Here is an 18,007-nt window from a genome sequence, read left to right on the forward strand (position 1 = left end):
CTTAATTGAAATGATACATATAGTTATTCCCGTTTTTAACAGAAAACACTACACCCGCGAATGTTTACTTTCGCTTCGCAAACAGACAAATACTAATTTTAGTGTTATTGTAGTAGATGATGGTTCTACAGATGGTACAGCTGCTATGCTTCAGGAAGAATTTCCGGAAGTTAAGATACTGTACGGAGACGGAGGTCTCTTCTGGACTGCCAGCGTGAATATGGGTATTAAACATGCCCTGCAGCATGGGGCAGAATACGTGATGACCCTGAATAATGATTTGGAAGCCGCCCCTGACTTTATTGAAAATACATATAAATGGATGAAGGAAAAGCCCGAGGCTATACTGGGAGCACTGGAAATGGATGCTGCTACCCGTGAGCCTGCTTTTGGCGGCGAGATCATAGACTTTAAACTAAACAAAGTAAAGTATCTCCTGCAGGAACTCCCAAAAGAGCAACAGATCGGTATCCATAAAGTATCGCAATTACCGGGACGGGGACTTCTTGTCCCGCGTGCCGTTTTTGAGAGTATAGGCCTCCTGGATCAGGATAACTTCCCTCATTACGTAGCTGATTATGATTTTACGCATACAGCGCTTCGTAATGGCTTTGAGTTGTACTGTAATTACGATGCCAAGCTTTATACTTATCCTGAAGAAAGCGGGGAGCGTAAAAACAGGCAAAACAAAACCATAAAGAACTTTTACAATCACCTGTTCGACATAAAGGGCGGTGGCAATCTGCGCGACTTCACACGTTTTACATTAAAAAACTGCCCAGGCCCCTATGTACCTTTTTACTTAGCTAATGGCTATGCGCGGCGCATATTTGGCTATATGTTAAAATGATCTGTAACACAAGTTCGACCAGAATTGTACTTTTTACTTTACTCCACCCTTCAATGAAGCAAGGGCTGTTGGTACTTTTGTGCCTGGCTACTTTCCTGTTAGCAGGTTATTCATTGCTAAATGTGCTGCCGCTCTCACCGCACACTGCCCAACAAGGATTCAGTGGCCCTTTGGTCATTACAGAGGGTGGTACTTATACGGGTAAATGGGAATCAAAAGATTCTGAAGTTCCCGCCATTGAGATAAGAACGCGTGAGCAGGTCATTATTGAGAACTCAGTAATAAGGAGTGCGGGTCCTCTTATCCGTGCGTTAGGCTATTCCGCAGACATAACCATACGCAACACAAGTGGTTATGGCATCACCCCTACTCCTTACAACGACTACAAAAAGCCAAGGAGGTTTTTAGGTGTAGATGGTTTCAGTAACATAGTGGTGGAGAACTGCTACATGGAGAATACAGCCGGTATTTACATTGGTCAGCGATACGAGGGCAACGGCTCACCAAGTAACACCATCAAAATCCGGTATAACGAAGTAAAAAATATAGACGGACGAATTTATGCTGGTATAGCTATTGCTCAGTTCGTTCAGTTTAACTTTCGTAATGAGGTACCCTACGCAGAAATTGCCTGGAACCAAATAATCAATGAACCGGACAAATCAGCAGTAGAAGATAACATCAACATCTATAATTCCCGAGGCACACCTGATTCCCCCATCCTAATTCACAATAACTATATTCAGGGCGCATTCCCGGTACCTTCTATTGCCAGCAATTACTCTGGCGGTGGCATTCTTACGGATTCACCGGGTACAGACTCCACCATGTCCACGGCACATCTGAAGGTGTTTGACAACCAATTGGTCGGGCTGGGGAATTATTGCCTGGGAATAGCTGGTGGCAATCATATTGAGATGTTTAATAACAGAGCTATCGTTTCGGCCAGGTTTCCCGACAATACTTTTTTTAACTGCTGGTCAGGAGGCATTTGGGCGAAGGATTACTATAAACTAAATTCCACGTTCGCTAATCAGATGCATCATAATACGCTCGCCACTGTTGGCCAAACAGGTACTTGGCGCAACGAGATTATGGACAGCACTTTCCTGGCTGCAGCGACCTTCTCGAATATTATACTTCCGGGAGAAGTGACACTCGCCATGGAAAGAGAAGAATACCAGCGATGGCTTCAGAAACTAGCTTCAAAAGAAATAAATATCGGGCTTCTACCTAAAAGTTCGGAACAAACCTTCTAAATCACCTACTCCCAGTAAAAAAACTCCTCGCTTGACACTACAATAAATACAATATAGCTACTTCTATGCAAATATCTATATATATGATTATTTAGCAATTATCTCACTCATCGTATAACATTTTTTTGAAAATCGCTCTTTAAAGCCAAACCCCATAATACCCTTTTATTAATATATTTTAGCAATTTTATCACAACAAAACAATATAATTTTATTAATACCAGCAACCTTTTTAAAAATTATACGTTAGGCCAAAACCTCCCTTAAAGCTACCAAACAGCCTTTTTCCCTTCCTCGAATAGTATAAATTATCTATGATTATATAATTTTTTTCAGTTTTTTAACTGCAATTATTAGCATTTATAAACTTTAAGTACATATATTTGCAACAACTTATATATTAATGATTTAGCCACACATTCTAAAAGAAAGCATTTGAGATTAAGAGCTTAGTAGTTTTGAGGATACGCCAAAGGAATCAAAACAACGACACAAAAGGCTCAACTATTAAAATAATTTAACTTTTCAACTTTTAGCCAAAGAAGATGAATTTACTAACCTCTTATGTAAATAAGAGAGCTGGACAGGTATTTATTGCCTTGATGCTCACCTTCATTGTGTGTGTTTTACCATCCCAAAAAACCTTCGCACAAACTTACAGCGGTCCTCTGGTAATCACCAAAGGCGGAACCTACACCGGCAACTGGGAGTCTCGGGACTCAGAAGTGGCTGCCGTTGAGATCCGCACCAACGAACCGGTAGTGATCCTGAACGCTAACATCCGCGGTGCAGGTCCCCTAATCCGCTCTCTTGGTAACTCAGCTGACATCACTGTACGCCACACCCGCGGCTACGGCCTTACTCCTACCCCCTGGAAAGACTATAAGAAAGCTCGTCGCTTCCTGGGCGTAGACGTGTTCCGTAATATAGTGGTGGAGAACTGCTACATGGAAAACACAGCCGGTATTTACATCGGCCAGCGTTACGAGGGTAACGGTTCTACGAGCAACACCATCAAAATCCGCTTTAACATTGCCAAGAACATCGACGGTCGTGTATATGGAGGCAAGACCTTTGCACAGTTCGTGCAGTTCAACTTCCGAAATGCTGCTCCTCACGTGGAGGTAGCCTGGAACCAGGTCACCAACGATGCGGGTAATTCTGCTGTGGAAGATAACATCAACATCTATAACTCCCGCGGCACGTCCAGCGCTCCTATACGTATACATGATAACTTTATCTTCGGAGCATACCCAATCCCGCACACGGCCACTCAGTACTCAGGTGGCGGTATCATCACCGACGGAGACGGGGACGCCACAAGCTGCCCAGCCTACATAGAGGCCTACGGCAACCAGTTGGTTAACCTCGGAAACTACTCTATGGGCATCGCTGGAGGTAATAACATTCGCTACCACCACAACCGGGCCGTGAACGCAGCCACCTTTAAAGATGGCTCCCGCTTCAGCATGTACACCTCCGGACTGTGGAGCAAAGACTACTATAACAAAAACACCACCTATGCCAACTCCGTTGACAACAACACAGTCGGCATCACAGCCTGGGGTTATAATAATGAAAGAAACGATGTATCGGTGGCCGAAAACGCGTCCTTTACAAACAACACTTTCTTACCGGGCAGCGCTGTTGCTGTTGTAACTGAAGCTGCTGAACTAACGCTCTGGACTCAAAAGTTAACTCAGAATGGAATAGTATTAGGTCCGAATGGCACTACTGCTTCAATATTGCCAACAACGACTACTGAGCCTGCTCCAACTGCAGATACTACTCCTTCTACTATTACTAACCCAGGCTCTGGCAAGATCACCCGCGAGTTCTGGGCAGGCGTTGCCGGAGAAGGTATCTCTGACATCCCGTTGACCAAGACTCCGACCAGCACTACTGAGCTGACTCTTTTTGAGGCTCCAAGCAATGTAGGCGACAACTATGGCCAGCGCATCCGTGGCTACGTGACAGCGCCTGAAAACGGCCAGTACACCTTCTGGATCGCCGGCGACAACAGTGCCGAGCTTTTCCTGAGCACGTCTGAAGATCCGGCCAAAAAAGTAAGGCTGGCCTCTGTGAACGGCTGGACCAACCCACGCGAGTGGACCAAGTACAGCACACAGCAGTCGGTGAAAGTGACCCTGGCTGCCGGCAAGCGCTACTACATCGAAGCCCTGATGAAAGAGGGTGCCGGTGGCGACAACCTGGCCGTAGCCTGGCAGCTGCCAAGCGGCGCCAAGGAAGCGCCGATCGCCGGAAAGCATTTGTCTCAGCTGGGAAGCACTGCTACCACCACCACTACTGAGCCTGCACCAACTGCTCCGACTACCACAACTACTGTAGCGGCCACTGGCAAGATCACCCGTGAGTTCTGGGCAGGCGTTGCCGGAGAAGGTATCTCTGACATCCCGTTGACCAAGGCTCCGACCAGCACTACTGAGCTGACTCTTTTTGAGGCTCCAAGCAATGTAGGCGACAACTATGGCCAGCGCATCCGTGGCTACGTGACAGCGCCTGAAAACGGCCAGTACACCTTCTGGATCGCCGGCGACAACAGTGCCGAGCTTTTCCTGAGCACGTCTGAAGATCCGGCTAAAAAAGTAAGGCTGGCCTCTGTGAACGGCTGGACCAACCCACGCGAGTGGACCAAGTACAGCACACAGCAGTCGGTGAAAGTGACCCTGGCTGCCGGCAAGCGCTACTACATCGAAGCCCTGATGAAAGAGGGTGCCGGTGGCGACAACCTGGCCGTAGCCTGGCAGCTGCCAAGCGGCGCCAAGGAAGCGCCGATCGCCGGAAAGCATTTGTCTCAGCTGGGAAGCACTGCTACCACCACCACTACTGAGCCTGCACCAACTGCTCCGACTACCACAACTACTGTAGCGGCCACTGGCAAGATCACCCGTGAGTTCTGGGCAGGCGTTGCCGGAGAAGGTATCTCTGACATCCCGTTGACCAAGGCTCCGACCAGCACTACTGAGCTGACTCTTTTTGAGGCTCCAAGCAATGTAGGCGACAACTATGGCCAGCGCATCCGTGGCTACGTGACAGCGCCTGAAAACGGCCAGTACACCTTCTGGATCGCCGGCGACAACAGTGCCGAGCTTTTCCTGAGCACGTCTGAAGATCCGGCTAAAAAAGTAAGGCTGGCCTCTGTGAACGGCTGGACCAACCCACGCGAGTGGACCAAGTACAGCACGCAGCAGTCGGTGAAAGTGACCCTGGCTGCCGGCAAGCGCTACTACATCGAAGCCCTGATGAAAGAGGGTGCCGGTGGCGACAACCTGGCCGTAGCCTGGCAGCTGCCAAGCGGCGCCAAGGAAGCGCCGATCGCCGGAAAGCATTTGTCTCCTATTTCAACTGATATCACTGGTATCTCAGCTTTATCAGCTTCGGAAACCACTGACGCAGAGCTATACTTTGAAGGCACTACAGCATACCCAAATCCTTTTAAGGATATGATTACCCTGGACTTTAACAATCAGGATGTACAACTTCAGAAAGTGGTATTACTTGACCAGACGGGAAGAGTAGTTTACGAAGAGAAAGGTAGCCTGGAGCTGATCAACTCTACTCTGGAACTTAACCTGTCCGGTGTAAACTTAAAGGGTGGTTTGTATATACTGAAGTATACTGATAGCCATGGCGATAGTAAAAGCATTAAAGTGATTAAAGAATAGAATTCAATAATCTATAATTATCTATAAAAGAAAAGGGCCTGTAAGTTACAGGCCCTTTTCTTTTATAGATAATTATGGCATTTAATTAACAATAACTTTTCGGCTAATTTTCCTTTCAGAAGAAAATAAAAGCAGGTTATACAAACCAGATGGGAGCTTTCCTCTAAATGATAAACTCCTCACAATTGATCCGTTCGGGCCTGCTTTGGCAGATTGTACTGCCACGGTTTTACCTGTAACATCTATTAGCCTAAGTTCCGTGTCTTCACCTGGAGTAAGCCCAGAAACCTCGATGTTTATTTGCTGACCGGGATTTGGGTTCGGGAATACGTTAAAGGTACCATCAAATGATTTGTTATCAGTAAGACCCAATGCTGACTGACCACAGTAAGTACCGTTTCCACTATTATAACGCGTTCTAATCTTATCTCCTGAAATGGCACGGTTGTATACCTTAACTTCATCCAGCTCTCCTGCATAATAGAAACCGCCAGAACGATTCAGGTAACCAATATTGATGCTGGCATTATCCACAAAATTTCCGGTATACTGTACCTGTACTTCCTGGATAAGCTCCCCATCAACATACAGTCTGTTCATGTTAGTACTTCCGTTCCGAACTGCCACAATATTATGCCAAACTCCATCGTTCAGCACTGGTCCTGTACCACCAATCTCTGCACCAGCATGATTTTCATCTTTCAAAGAGAATACTGCTTGTCTTTGTTCGTTGAGGCCAATCCACCAGTGTACACCGGCATCCGTAGCTGCAGCATCACGCCCGATAATTACCATATTGCCAGCTGCTTTGGTGTCGGTTTTTAGCCAGAGTCCTATGCTAAAGCTACTATTCCCACTCCAGTTAAAGTTTGATATATCAGTAATTTCGAGTGCATTATTTAAGCCATTAAAACGCTGTGCTCCCTCAAATAACCCGGCATCGACCGGTTGAGGACAATTTGTACAAGTTGCATCAGAAGCAGAAGCCACATCTTTGTAACTATTTCCGCCTTTTTCATCAAGCTCATAGTAATTTACCAGTCCGGGTAAACAATCAGACAGGTTTGCAGTAGACTGCCCGCCATTTCCAACTACTATAGTTACCGTTTCAGATTCCGAAGAATGCCCCTCTGCATCAGTGGCTATGGCTTTGATAGTATAAGTACCTGCTGCAACGTTCTGCCAGGTATAGCTAAAAGGAGCCGTCTCAATAGAAGCGATTAGCGCAGAGCCATTGAAGTATTCTACTTTTGACCACGGACGCGTGGTATCAGAAAACTTCACGTCAAGGTTTACCGGTACGCCTTCATCAAAGGTGCTGTTGTTAGCTGGAGATGTAAGTGCCACAGCAGCTACTGTCTGTCCAGCGCAATTTGGGTAAATATCGACATAATCAGAGGTTGATAAGCCTCCTGAATCAGTTACTTTTAGGTTAAACCTGTAAAAGTATGTATCCCCATCACAACCCACTGCGGCAATGGTAGCAGAACCTACATGGTCGTTTATAGCTGGCTCCGGGTGTGAATGGGTGTTATGATGTAATGCTACCACCCATTCATAGGTCAGCTTTTCATCCGTGTCTTCTCCATCTGTTACATCCGCACGAAGTTCATAGGTACTTTGCTGGTTCATGGGGTATTTAGTACCCGCAGCAGGACTTACTATATGCACGACAGGTGGTGTATTGTTCAGTCTTATTTCAAGTTTCGAAGTTGACGTCAGGCCTCCGGCATCTGTTACCGTTAGGACAACATTATAAGATGTTGGTCCGGTAGCTGTAAAGGTATGCGTTGGGTTTGCTGTTGTTACATTAGCAGAGCCATCACCAAAATTCCAGGAGTAACTTAGGGCCGCCCCTTCCGGATCGGTTGACTTGCTGCCATTGAAGCTAACAGTTAATGGGCTCTGACCATACATTTTATCAGCCTCTGCTACTGCTTGAGGAGGTACGTTGCCGTTGTAAAAAGAAACTTTCTTTATCTGAGCTCCATAGTTGATGTAGTATAATTCTCCAGTCGCAGGATTTTGAGCAAATGCTGTTACAGTTGCTCCGTCATCAATAAAACTTTTAATAGCAGTTGGTTTATTGTTGCTGTCAAACTTCAGCACTTTTATCCATCCGGCGCCATAGTCGCCGAAGAAGTAAGAATTACGATATTCCGCCGGCATACTATCGCCTGTGTACCATATCCCGCCTGTGGATGAGCTACCATAAAAAGGTTCACCGGTCACAGGTGAGCCGGGAGCCCCTACATTAACTACTGCGGCATTTTCTCCATTAAAAGTACCGGTTCTGGTTATCGGAACAGGTGGTGTAGGATCGGTTACAGCGGCATTTGCCCAGTCTATAGCTGGTCTGGTATGCACAAACGTGTGAATATCGCTTGGGATAGGTGTATTCCAGTCACAGTAGTTGCCAAAATACGGCGCCTCTGTTGCCTTTGGCTGCAGGATCAGTTCGTTAAAGTAAAAGTACTCTCTGTCACAGCTGCCTGTGCCGTACAAGGGGTTCTTCAGGTTTGGAGTTGGCAAACCAGTATTATAGTAATACTGCTGCGGCTCCAGCCCTTCATACAACGGCCATCCGAAGTTAAGCCCGGATTCTGAAGCGACATTAATTTCTTCCCAGTCCTGCCAGCCTACATCCCCTATGTATAACGTACCCGGATGTGTGGCGCTTCCTGTGCCTGGGCGTAAAGTAAATCGGAAAGGATTTCGCAAACCCAGTTCCCACACCCTTGATTCGGCTGCGCGGGGCTTGGCAGAATCATAGTATGGGTTTGATGGCAGGCCATTTCCTGTTGCAGGGTCTATTCGCAATATCTTTCCGTTAAGCGAATTGATTTGCTGAGCACGCAAAGCACCCACATTATTTATGTCTGCCAATATTCCATCCTGAAGCCCCTGCTCCACATAGTTATCGGTAACATCACCCGGCTTCCAACCGGTATCTTTCCCGTTCGCCGTAGCTCCGTCGCCAGCTGAAACCAACAAAGAGCCATCTTCACCAAACACCAGTGACCCTACTCCATGCGATACATAAAGTATAGGTATACCCGTTGAAACACTTTCTCCGAGCAGAATCTTTCTGCTTGACATGTCTGTGCTAAGGCCACCTTCTCTAACTTTATAGCGGGTAACACGGCCAATGGTAGCATTATTATATTCGTTGGCAGTTGGGCTATAGCTACCTGTGCCATAGTTGAGGAGATAATGTCGATCTACAACATATAATAGGTAGATGTATCCGTTGCTTTTGAAATCAGGATCGAGGGCGAAGCCCAGTAAGCCGTGGTCGCCCCAGTTACCTACTTCTTCACTTATATCCAGTAGCGGAGTAGGCAATTTCACACCATTCTCTACTATCCATACTTTACCAGCCTTTTCCCAAACATACATCCTGCTTCCATCATCAGAAAAAGTAAGGCCAACTGCAGCATCCCATTGTCCACCTATCTGCTCTTCAACAACCCCATCAGGTTGTGCAAATACAGAGGGACTCCCCAGTAAAAAACCAAGGAAAATAAGAAGCTTGAATGATAAAGAAAATTCAGATTTAAATAAGAATGGTACGGTGAGTTTTCTTACTAACTTAAAAAGTGGAGAAAGGGTAGCTCTACTTTTGTAAAGATCAGTCATATTATATTTTTTTAGGTAGTACAATCAATCAGGCTAAAGGCACCATTAGGTGACTCAAAGACTTAAGCCAGAAGTGATCTGGTTCAATAGCCTATTACTATATGTCATATTTTAAATGCTACAGTATCTTTACGCAGCTATATGGCTATAGTTCTATGAATAAATTATCAAAAAATATAATATTACCAATAATAATAAATAGTTTGCTGGCGTAGTTAATACAATAAAAAAGCAGAAAAACACGCTGCATTACTTCGCAATCACTAATTTTCTACTAAATGTTTTACGGCTACTGGTAACGGATATACTATAAATGCCTGATCGGAAATTGTCTGTTATAGGGATAGTAAATTGCAGATTCCCACTTGAGTCAACTGTTAACTCCTGTTTTGTAAGAACTTGGCCTGAGAGATCAGAAATATAAACCATTACCTGCTCATCTATTTCCATTTTTGTAATTTCAACAGATACTTCATTTTGAAGCGTGGCTGGATTCGGATATACTATAAATGTTGAAGCATTGAGCTTTCTATCCTCCACCTCAATTATTTTAGAGTAGTTAAAAGACCCATTGACATTATTCACTTTCAGGCGGTAATAAGATTTTTCGGGTATGGGTGCAGTATCAGTGAACTCATAGTCCACCTGTATGTTACTGTTTCCGGTTGCACTAACTTCTCCTACCTTTTCAAAGTTTTCTCCGTCAGCAGACCGTTCCACATCAAAGTTCTTACAATCTACCTCAACAGCTGTTGCCCATTTTAGCAACAAACTTTCCTCAACATACTTTCCTGAAAAACTGATCAACTCAGTTAAGGCATTAAAAACTAACTGGTACCGTTCCCTGATCTCTTCCGGTGTAAGCACGCGGCCAAACAGCTTTACTTCGTCCAGGTCTCCTTCATAGTGATAACCTCCTCCATCATACAAATAACCAATGTTTACAGGCGTTCGACTGGCAAAACCGTTCTGATAGGTATAACTTCCTGATGCTCTTACCTCACCGTCTACGTAAAGCACGGTTCTCCCTGAGCTTCCGTCGCGTACGGCTACGACCTGATGCCACTTCCCATCATTTATCACTGGTCCGCTTCCCCCCACAAAAATACCCTGCCAGGAGATATCCAGCAGGTTAAACCCAGCTTGACCTGAACCATCAACACCAACCCACCAGTGCACTTCAGAATCCTTCCCATCACGCCCGATCAGCACCCTGTTTCCTGCAGTGCTCGCTGACGTTCGCATCCATAGCTCTATACTAAAACTATCTTTCGCTTTCCAGTCAAAGTTGTAGCTCTTGGCTACATTCAGGCCATCATCTTTACCATCAAAATGCTGGCCACCTGAAACTGCTCCATGCACAGGGGCAGGCCTCGTAGCCTGTTCAGCACTGGCCAGGTAGGGAGTATAATAATCCTTGAAATCGTTTCCGCTGGTTTCCTGCAGATTCCAATGGTGTATCAGCCCTGCCTTTTCTCCGTCACTCTGCTTTACCTCCACTTTAAAAGATTGGGTAGCCTCCCCTACGCTGTTGGCAGCTTTCACACGAACGTCAAACGTTCCGGTTGATGCTGGCGTCCAATCAATTTCACCAGACGAAGCATTGACTGACATGCCTGCAGGAGCAGCCACCAAGGTATAAGTGGCAGCCGGAGTACCGGTTGCATTAACATCATAGATATAAGACTGGCCGACTACTCCAAATGTAATGGGCTCAGAAACTATCACAGGCTTCACTTGCTGAGGGCCACAATAGTTGCCTGCTCCATTGTTATACCTGGATCGCATTTCATTTTCTTCAAGTGCCCTGCTATAAACCATCACCTCATCCAACTTACCATTAAAGCGGTATTTGCTGTCTAAGTCTAAATGTGCAATGGTTACCGGAGCTGCACTTTCAAAATTATCAGTGTAGTCAGCCTCGAAATTTCCAACGGTAAAACCGTCTACGTACAACTTATTCCGTCTTAATCTGCCATCACGTACAAAAGCAATATGGTGCCATTTCCCGTCGTTCACCTTTACAGGATTGTTACCTACACCATCGCCGCCTGTAATGATACCATTCCGATTACGATCATAAAGTTCAAATACGGCGTAGCCTTTAGCGTCAACACCGATCCACCACATCATCCGGGATTCAACGCCTACCCTACCCATCATCACCCTGTTTGTAGAGGAACTGCCTGACACCTGCATCCACAGCTCGATCGTAAAATCGCTATTGGGGCCCCATTCAAAATTATTAATTGAAGTGATCTTCAGCCCATCGTCATTTCCATCAAATTGCTGTGCACCACCAAATAAACCCTCTGCAGGTGCAGGACAGTTATCACAGGTGGCTAAGGTAGAAGAAACATAGTCTTTGTAGGAGTTGCCAGCAGTAGCTTCATCCATACCGAAATAATGGACAAGCCCTGTAGGGCAATTAGCCTGAGCGCTAGCAAGCGTAACAGATGAGAAAAACAGTAAGAGAGCTATCAGAAAGAATTTAACATTACCTGTAACTGTATTGATAGAACTGTTAAAGATAGAGGAACCTCTTTCTTCAGCCTTTCCAACAATCGAGTTATAGCTTGAAGAACAGTATATAGTTGTCATAGGCGGAAAGGTCTAGTAAAGAGCTACAGCATACAGAAAGTACAATTCTGTTATTATGCCTGCTTTTTGTTAATCGCGGTAAGGACCAGAATTCATTGGGGTTGGCATCTAAAAGGAAGAGCTGGTAAGACCTTACCTTAAACATGCCATTTTTAATTTATTAGGAACTCTTTATATTACGACTTTACAACGCATTGGTTTTATACAAAAAACCGAAACTATTGAATTATAGCTAATTACCTCGTTGTTTCTCTGATTTCGTATTTTTAGAGTTAACCACTTGACAGCTTTTTAGCTAGCAGGTCATTATTAACTACCAGATCATACCTTGTTTATTCTGTTTTGCCTTTTTAAATGAAATAAGGTTATAGCTGATGGTCAATTCATTGGTGGCCTTACGAATTGTTTGGGACTCCTGTACAGGTGATTCATAAGTATAACCAAATGAGAGTTGATCCAGGCGTATTCCAGCTGCCATATTGTATGCCTGATCAATCCGGTATCCACCACCTACCCAGAAAGTGTTGTTGTAAATGGCTTTTACCTGCGCTTCTGCACTGCCATGATTCTGTTTGTCGTATTGATAAATCCCATTTAGGGCAAAGCCTAACTGATCTGATATACCTGCACGATAACCAGCTTGTGCCACATGCCGCCTGTTATACAAGCCACTCAAGAAGTCATCTCCTGATGTGATAAACTTCCCTTCTGTTACATCCTGCATCGCGTATCCGAGGTAGAAGTTATAGGAAGACAGCGCCAGACCCAGGTTAAGATCAACTTTGCTGATCGCGTTGCTGTGGCCAAGTACATCTCTGTATTTCGGATCATTTTCCTGGTCCACTGTTAAGCTGTTACCATCAAGCTTGTTGGAATTATAGGTAAGGGCAGTGCCCCACCGCAGGTTTAGTTTTTCTGACAGCCTGATACCTGCGCCATAACTTAAAAATAACTGCGTCTCACGGGATGGACCGAACTGATCATGAAGTATAGCCAACCCCAGGGAGTGCTTTGGATTTAATGATTGCTGATAATCTTTTGCTTCTCTGTTACTGACATTAAACCCCCTACTTTTATTTCCAATCTGCTGCATATCCAGTTCAGCAGAAGCAAATATGGTTTTTGGCGCATCTTCAAAACCAGTCCACTGATTGCGGTAAAAGGTTTTCAGAACAGAACCATTAAAACCTGTAAGTGATGGGTTATAGTAATGTTGATACTGAGAGAAATTTGCTATTTGCTTTCTGCTCTGAGCTTTTGCCTGGCAAACCATCAGAATCATAAAAAGCGCCAGTATAAGTTTCTTCATCTTTAATTATTTTAGTACTGTAACGACCCCTTTCTGTACCAGTCCTATCTCTTTAACCTGAATGATATAAAAATAAGCCCCCTGCTTTACTTGTCCGTCCTTGCCTTGGCCGTTCCATCCTTCCTCCGGATCTGTAGTATGGAATAATCTGTTCCCGGCTCTATCAAAAACCTCTACCTCCACTTCATTAAAATATTTTAGCTCCGGAATCTTCCAGGTATCGTTTATACCATCGCCATCCGGTGAAAAGGCATTAACGAGCTCTACTTTTTTGAAGCCCAGGTACAGCGATTTTTGTAGCGTAAAATTGGCTTCGATCTTATTCTGATAAGGGTCTGTGCTTCTTACACGTATCGTAAAATCTGATGTGCCGGAAAGCCCTTGGTTTGACTTCAGATAAAGTTCATTGTTAATTATTTCGAACAGATCGTTGTGGGTATCCCCTGCTCCGCTCACTAAGGCATAGGTAAAATCAGCATCATCCAGGTCGGTGGTTGAGAAACTACCAATCGGTTCCTCCGGCTGAAGATCCGGTTTAAATGTTGCAGAGCTAAAGTGAATTGCTGTAGGAGGTTTGTTAGGAGCTACCTCCACAGTAATTGAAGCGGCAATATTATTCGTGTTGGTAGAATTTGTGGGTAGTTCCAAATGACCTGTCAATACATACTGGCCAGGCTTATTCCCATTATACTTGCCCTCTTCCCAAACGATTTTGAGCTCCTCCTCCTCACCGTTTGCATAAGTCACTTGTGCCTTGTCCGGTAAATTAAGCTGCGTAAACTTGGTTTTAAAAGGCACTTTCATAACATCAAATGAATGCACTGCCACAACATTTCTTGTGATCTTCTGTGCTTCATCTTTTACTTCTGCGCCTTTATTGCCAGCGTCATCCACTAAATAAAAAACAACTGTTATCGTACCATCACTTAAATGAGATAGGTCCAGATCAGAAACAGTGAACGTTGTGTTGGCAACTGTTGCACTACCAGTTACTTCTTCAGCCCCATTGCTGCTGCTTATCTTAAAAGTATAAGTTGCCCCTTTCTCAGCCCCTGTAACCTCAAAAGAAACTTGTTTGTGATTCCTTACATCTATCTGATCTACAGTGAAGGAAACAGCATAACCAGCAGGCGCCACGGCATCGTAACGTATTTCCAGTATATTGGAGGCAGTATTTCCGTTTCCGGCAACATCATGCACCCTATCAGCTGGCATACTTACTTTCACCTGCCCTTCACTTGCCGGCCTGATAAGCACTGTATATTCACTTGGACTAACCTGTGATAAATCCTCTGCTGTTGCATTAGTGAGCACTATGTCTGCCATGTCAAAATCTTCAATGCCTTCGCTGATCTTGAATGTTACCGTAAAAGGTGCGTTCGTTATACCAGCTGCATCAGCGCTGAGAGTAACAGCAGGACGACCCGCATCATAATCAACATGAAGGGAGTTGGACGCAGTGTTCCCGTTTTCCGCAGGATCGTGCACCATGTTTGCAGCTATACTAACCTCTACTTCACCGCTTGCTGCAGGGGTGATCAGTACAGTATAGGATGTATTCCCTGTTTTGTTTAGTTGCGAGGCGGCTCCATTTTTCACCGTAATATCTGCAAGCTCTAAATCGGCAACAGCTTCTGTAAGGTTGATGTTAACAGTAAATGGTTTGTTAAGCGGATTGGCTGCGGAGGTACTCAAGGTAATGTCCGGCCTTTTTGTATCATACAACCGCTTAAGTTCAGCAGATGCTGTATTTCCGTTAGCAGCCTCATCAAAAGCTACATCAGCGGCAACCCTTACACTAACCTCACCGTCTGTTTCCGGATTTATCAGCGCTGTATAAGTTGTGGCACTTTGAGCCGAGAAATTGTTGGCTGCTCCATTACCCACGCTAATATCTGCAACTGTAAAACCAGTAACGGCTTCGCTAAAAGTAAATGTTACTGTAAAAGCCTTATTTATAGTAGCCGGTGCGTCAGAAGCAAGTACTATTTCAGCCCCCGTGGCATCGTAAATTAATGCTATACTTTCTGAAGCTGCATTCTGGTTTCCGGCAAGGTCAGTTACTTTGCCTCCTGGTAGACTGATGGCAACCGTGCCATCAGCAGCCGGTGTTACTTTTACCTCATACGTAGCGTCACTTATCAATTTTAACCCACTTAGGCTGCCGTTTGTAACCTTAAAATCTGAGATATCCAATCCAAAAACTTCCTCTGTAAAAATCACCCTTACCATAAAAGCGCCACTCACCGGACTTTCACTATCAGCTGAAAGTGTCGCGGCAGGTGCCGTAAGATCAATCTTTACTATAAAATCAGCACTGGAAACACTGGTGTTGCCAGCTGCGTCTGTTGCTTTGGCTGTGAAATGATAGGTACCTTCTGCAAGCGTGGCCGAACCAAAATCATAGGTCCAGGTTCCTGCGGCTGTCGCTTTTACACGCCCTATTTCTTTGCCTAAACTAAAGACAGTTACTTCTGTACCACCCTCTGCTTCACCTGTTAACTTGATAGATTTTGCGTTAGTCACACCATCATCTGCCACTGGCCCTCTATCTTCTGAAACATAGGATATGACCGGCGCATCCGGGGCTTTGGTATCTATAACCCAACTATAAGTAGCCGGAGATAAATCTGCGTTGCCCGCTGCATCTACTGCCTTTACTTTTAACTCATTATTGCTATCTGACAGTCCGGAGAGTTGGAAGGGATTTGTGACAACCTTAAAGGCGGCACCATTTATACTTGCCTGATAGGTTACATTAGCTTCAGAGCTTGAAAAATTAAAAACAGCATCTGTGGTTCCGGAAACCGCAGGTGGGCCGGAGGTGATGGTTGTTTCAGGTGCCTTTGTGTCAATAGAAAAACCTCTGCTAGCGCTGGCACTACTGGTATTGCCGGCGGCATCAGTTGCTTTGGCTGAAATCTGGTGACTTCCTTCGGCAAGGGCAACAGCTGGCACTAAGCTCCAGGCCCCGTTAGCAGCGGCAGTAGTAATACCAAGTTGCGTGTTGCCCTCAGATACTGATACTGTAGCGCCTGCTTCTGCAGTTCCGCTTATCGTTGGTTTGTTGTTATTTAAAAGTACATTTTCTGTTGGAACCTGTACTAATGGAGCCGCAGGTGCTTTAGTATCCACAAGCCAGGTATAGGCTGCAGGTGTAGGATCCACATTCCCTGCTTTATCTATTGCCCGCACTTGGAGTGTATGATTTCCTTCTGACAAGCCGCTTATAGTATAAGGGTTGCTTGAAAAAATAAACGGAGCTCCATCCAGGCTTACCTGGTAAAGCACCCCTGGCTCATTACTTGTAAAGCTGAACGAGGCGGAAACACTGTTTGACTGAGCATCAGGTTTTGAAGTAATTGTAGTTTCGGGAGCCTGCGTATCCTGTGCCTGTGGCTGTGTGTTCAGTAGTTTATCAAGTTCAGCAAACCAGATTGGGGCCATCTTATTGTACCCAGCCAGTGTAGGGTGCATCGGGTCTGCCATCTCACCCCCATGGTCCTCAAACTGATAAATAATACCCGCATCAGCCATGTCAACTAAAATTAACCTGTCTCCGTTGCTGATGCGCTGATTGGCAAGGGCTTCAATTTTGCTGTTATAGATGTTTATGATATCATTCTTGGTCCCCGAATCCCCTTTATAACAGAAGTCTGGGGTACAAACCGTTTGGATAATTTTAGCCAGTATCACTGTTACTTCTTTCCCGGTTTTCTGCTCATACTTGTCTATCTCATCCAGGATCAACTTCATGTTATCTATAGAGATCTGAGAATTATCCACGCCCTCATTACTGATGTCGTTGGTGCCTAAGTGCAGCAGGATAATATCTGGTGAGAAAACTTCCAGGTAGTTCGCCGTGTAATCTAAGCCCATGTGCTTTTTATCATACCATCGCTCATAAGAGCCGTATCTAAGCAGCGAAACAATGTCTTCGTTACGTGCGGCACCCAGTCCTGCATGATCCACATCTGTCACGTAGGCGCTTCCCGACTGCTCGCCCCCCACAAAATCATAGTGTCCTTTTGAGGATGAGCCATTAAGAAGCTGTTCTAATTTAGATCTGTAAGAAGCTTTCTGATCTGTAGCCATGGTGCTACTGCCGCCCTCGGTATTGGAATCACCGAGGGGCATAATGTTAAACACCTTACTTTGTGCATGTGTGGTTGCACTTGCTATAGCACTATAAGGTGATTGTACCCCTGAACCAAGGGCTTTTATACGGTAGTAAATTTTTTGATTATAATAGAGGCCGGTATGCCTGAAGGTAGTTTCTGAAGATCCAAAAGTTTTTAGCGGGATAAAAGTAGCATCATCCCCTGAAGTTGACATTTCCAGTACATAACCTGTCGCGCTACTTACCTGCGACCAACGAACTGAAATAGCGCCAACTAAAGATGGCTGGGCTTGCAGCGTGGGAGCTGCCAATGCCAGGGAAATTAGGGGTGCCGCAACATGATTGGACATGGAAAAAGCACCGCCAGGTAAAGCGATAAACAATATAACAGCAAAAGGGCGAAGTAGCCAGTGCTTGTAAAACTCGGGCATACGTAAGGGTTAGGTATCTTATGGTTACGAACCCCCTCTCTAACGATATTAATATATTAAAGTTTTAACAAATAAATCAGCAAACCCCTGATAATGCAATTTAAACATTATA

The 18,007-nt window shown here is 45.0% G+C and carries 7 protein-coding genes; 3 read left to right on the forward strand and 4 right to left on the reverse strand.

The features are described 5' to 3' along the window. The first annotated feature begins 10 nt into the window (after window positions 1–10). The 3 genes from ACSX1A_RS09300 (at window position 11) to ACSX1A_RS09310 (ending at window position 5,795) form a co-directional block, all read left to right on the forward strand. Window positions 11–850 carry a glycosyltransferase family 2 protein gene (locus ACSX1A_RS09300; RefSeq protein WP_439883355.1) on the forward strand — a complete coding sequence of 280 codons (840 nt, stop codon included), beginning with the start codon at window positions 11–13 and terminating at the stop codon, window positions 848–850. A 53-nt stretch (window positions 851–903) separates the two neighbouring features. After that, complete coding sequence (locus ACSX1A_RS09305; RefSeq protein WP_439883356.1) at window positions 904–2,109, forward strand: glycosyl hydrolase; 1,206 nt, start codon at window positions 904–906, stop codon at window positions 2,107–2,109. A 545-nt stretch (window positions 2,110–2,654) separates the two neighbouring features. Next, window positions 2,655–5,795: a PA14 domain-containing protein gene (locus tag ACSX1A_RS09310; protein WP_439883357.1), complete on the forward strand. Its 3,141-nt coding sequence runs from the start codon at window positions 2,655–2,657 to the stop codon at window positions 5,793–5,795. An 81-nt stretch (window positions 5,796–5,876) separates the two neighbouring features. Here the strand turns inward: ACSX1A_RS09310 and ACSX1A_RS09315 are convergent, their stop codons facing one another. The 4 genes from ACSX1A_RS09315 to ACSX1A_RS09330 form a co-directional block, all read right to left on the reverse strand. Beyond that, on the reverse strand, window positions 5,877–9,434 hold the full coding sequence (locus ACSX1A_RS09315) for a PQQ-dependent sugar dehydrogenase (RefSeq protein WP_439883358.1): 3,558 nt from the start codon (window positions 9,432–9,434) through the stop codon (window positions 5,877–5,879). 249 nt (window positions 9,435–9,683) lie between these two features. Continuing rightward, window positions 9,684–12,035 carry a LamG-like jellyroll fold domain-containing protein gene (locus ACSX1A_RS09320; RefSeq protein ID WP_439883359.1) on the reverse strand — a complete coding sequence of 784 codons (2,352 nt, stop codon included), beginning with the start codon at window positions 12,033–12,035 and terminating at the stop codon, window positions 9,684–9,686. Window positions 12,036–12,348: 313 nt separating this feature from the next. Next, window positions 12,349–13,344: a PorP/SprF family type IX secretion system membrane protein gene (locus ACSX1A_RS09325; RefSeq protein WP_439883360.1), complete on the reverse strand. Its 996-nt coding sequence runs from the start codon at window positions 13,342–13,344 to the stop codon at window positions 12,349–12,351. A 6-nt stretch (window positions 13,345–13,350) separates the two neighbouring features. Next, window positions 13,351–17,895, reverse strand: a complete 4,545-nt coding sequence (locus ACSX1A_RS09330) for an Ig-like domain-containing protein (protein ID WP_439883361.1) — start codon at window positions 17,893–17,895, stop codon at window positions 13,351–13,353. Window positions 17,896–18,007: the final 112 nt, after the last annotated feature.

Source organism: Pontibacter sp. MBLB2868, from assembly GCF_051904785.1.
GTDB lineage: Bacteria > Bacteroidota > Bacteroidia > Cytophagales > Hymenobacteraceae > Pontibacter.

What these genes read in the sequence shown, in the direction of transcription:
- ACSX1A_RS09310 (WP_439883357.1), top strand. Translation starts at nt 2,655, where the DNA reads ATGAATTTACTAACCTCTTATGTAAATAAGAGAGCTGGACAGGTATTT.
- ACSX1A_RS09330 (WP_439883361.1), bottom strand. Translation starts at nt 17,895, where the DNA reads ATGCCCGAGTTTTACAAGCACTGGCTACTTCGCCCTTTTGCTGTTATA.
- ACSX1A_RS09300 (WP_439883355.1), top strand. Translation starts at nt 11, where the DNA reads ATGATACATATAGTTATTCCCGTTTTTAACAGAAAACACTACACCCGC.
- ACSX1A_RS09315 (WP_439883358.1), bottom strand. Translation starts at nt 9,434, where the DNA reads ATGACTGATCTTTACAAAAGTAGAGCTACCCTTTCTCCACTTTTTAAG.
- ACSX1A_RS09320 (WP_439883359.1), bottom strand. Translation starts at nt 12,035, where the DNA reads ATGACAACTATATACTGTTCTTCAAGCTATAACTCGATTGTTGGAAAG.
- ACSX1A_RS09305 (WP_439883356.1), top strand. Translation starts at nt 904, where the DNA reads ATGAAGCAAGGGCTGTTGGTACTTTTGTGCCTGGCTACTTTCCTGTTA.
- ACSX1A_RS09325 (WP_439883360.1), bottom strand. Translation starts at nt 13,344, where the DNA reads ATGAAGAAACTTATACTGGCGCTTTTTATGATTCTGATGGTTTGCCAG.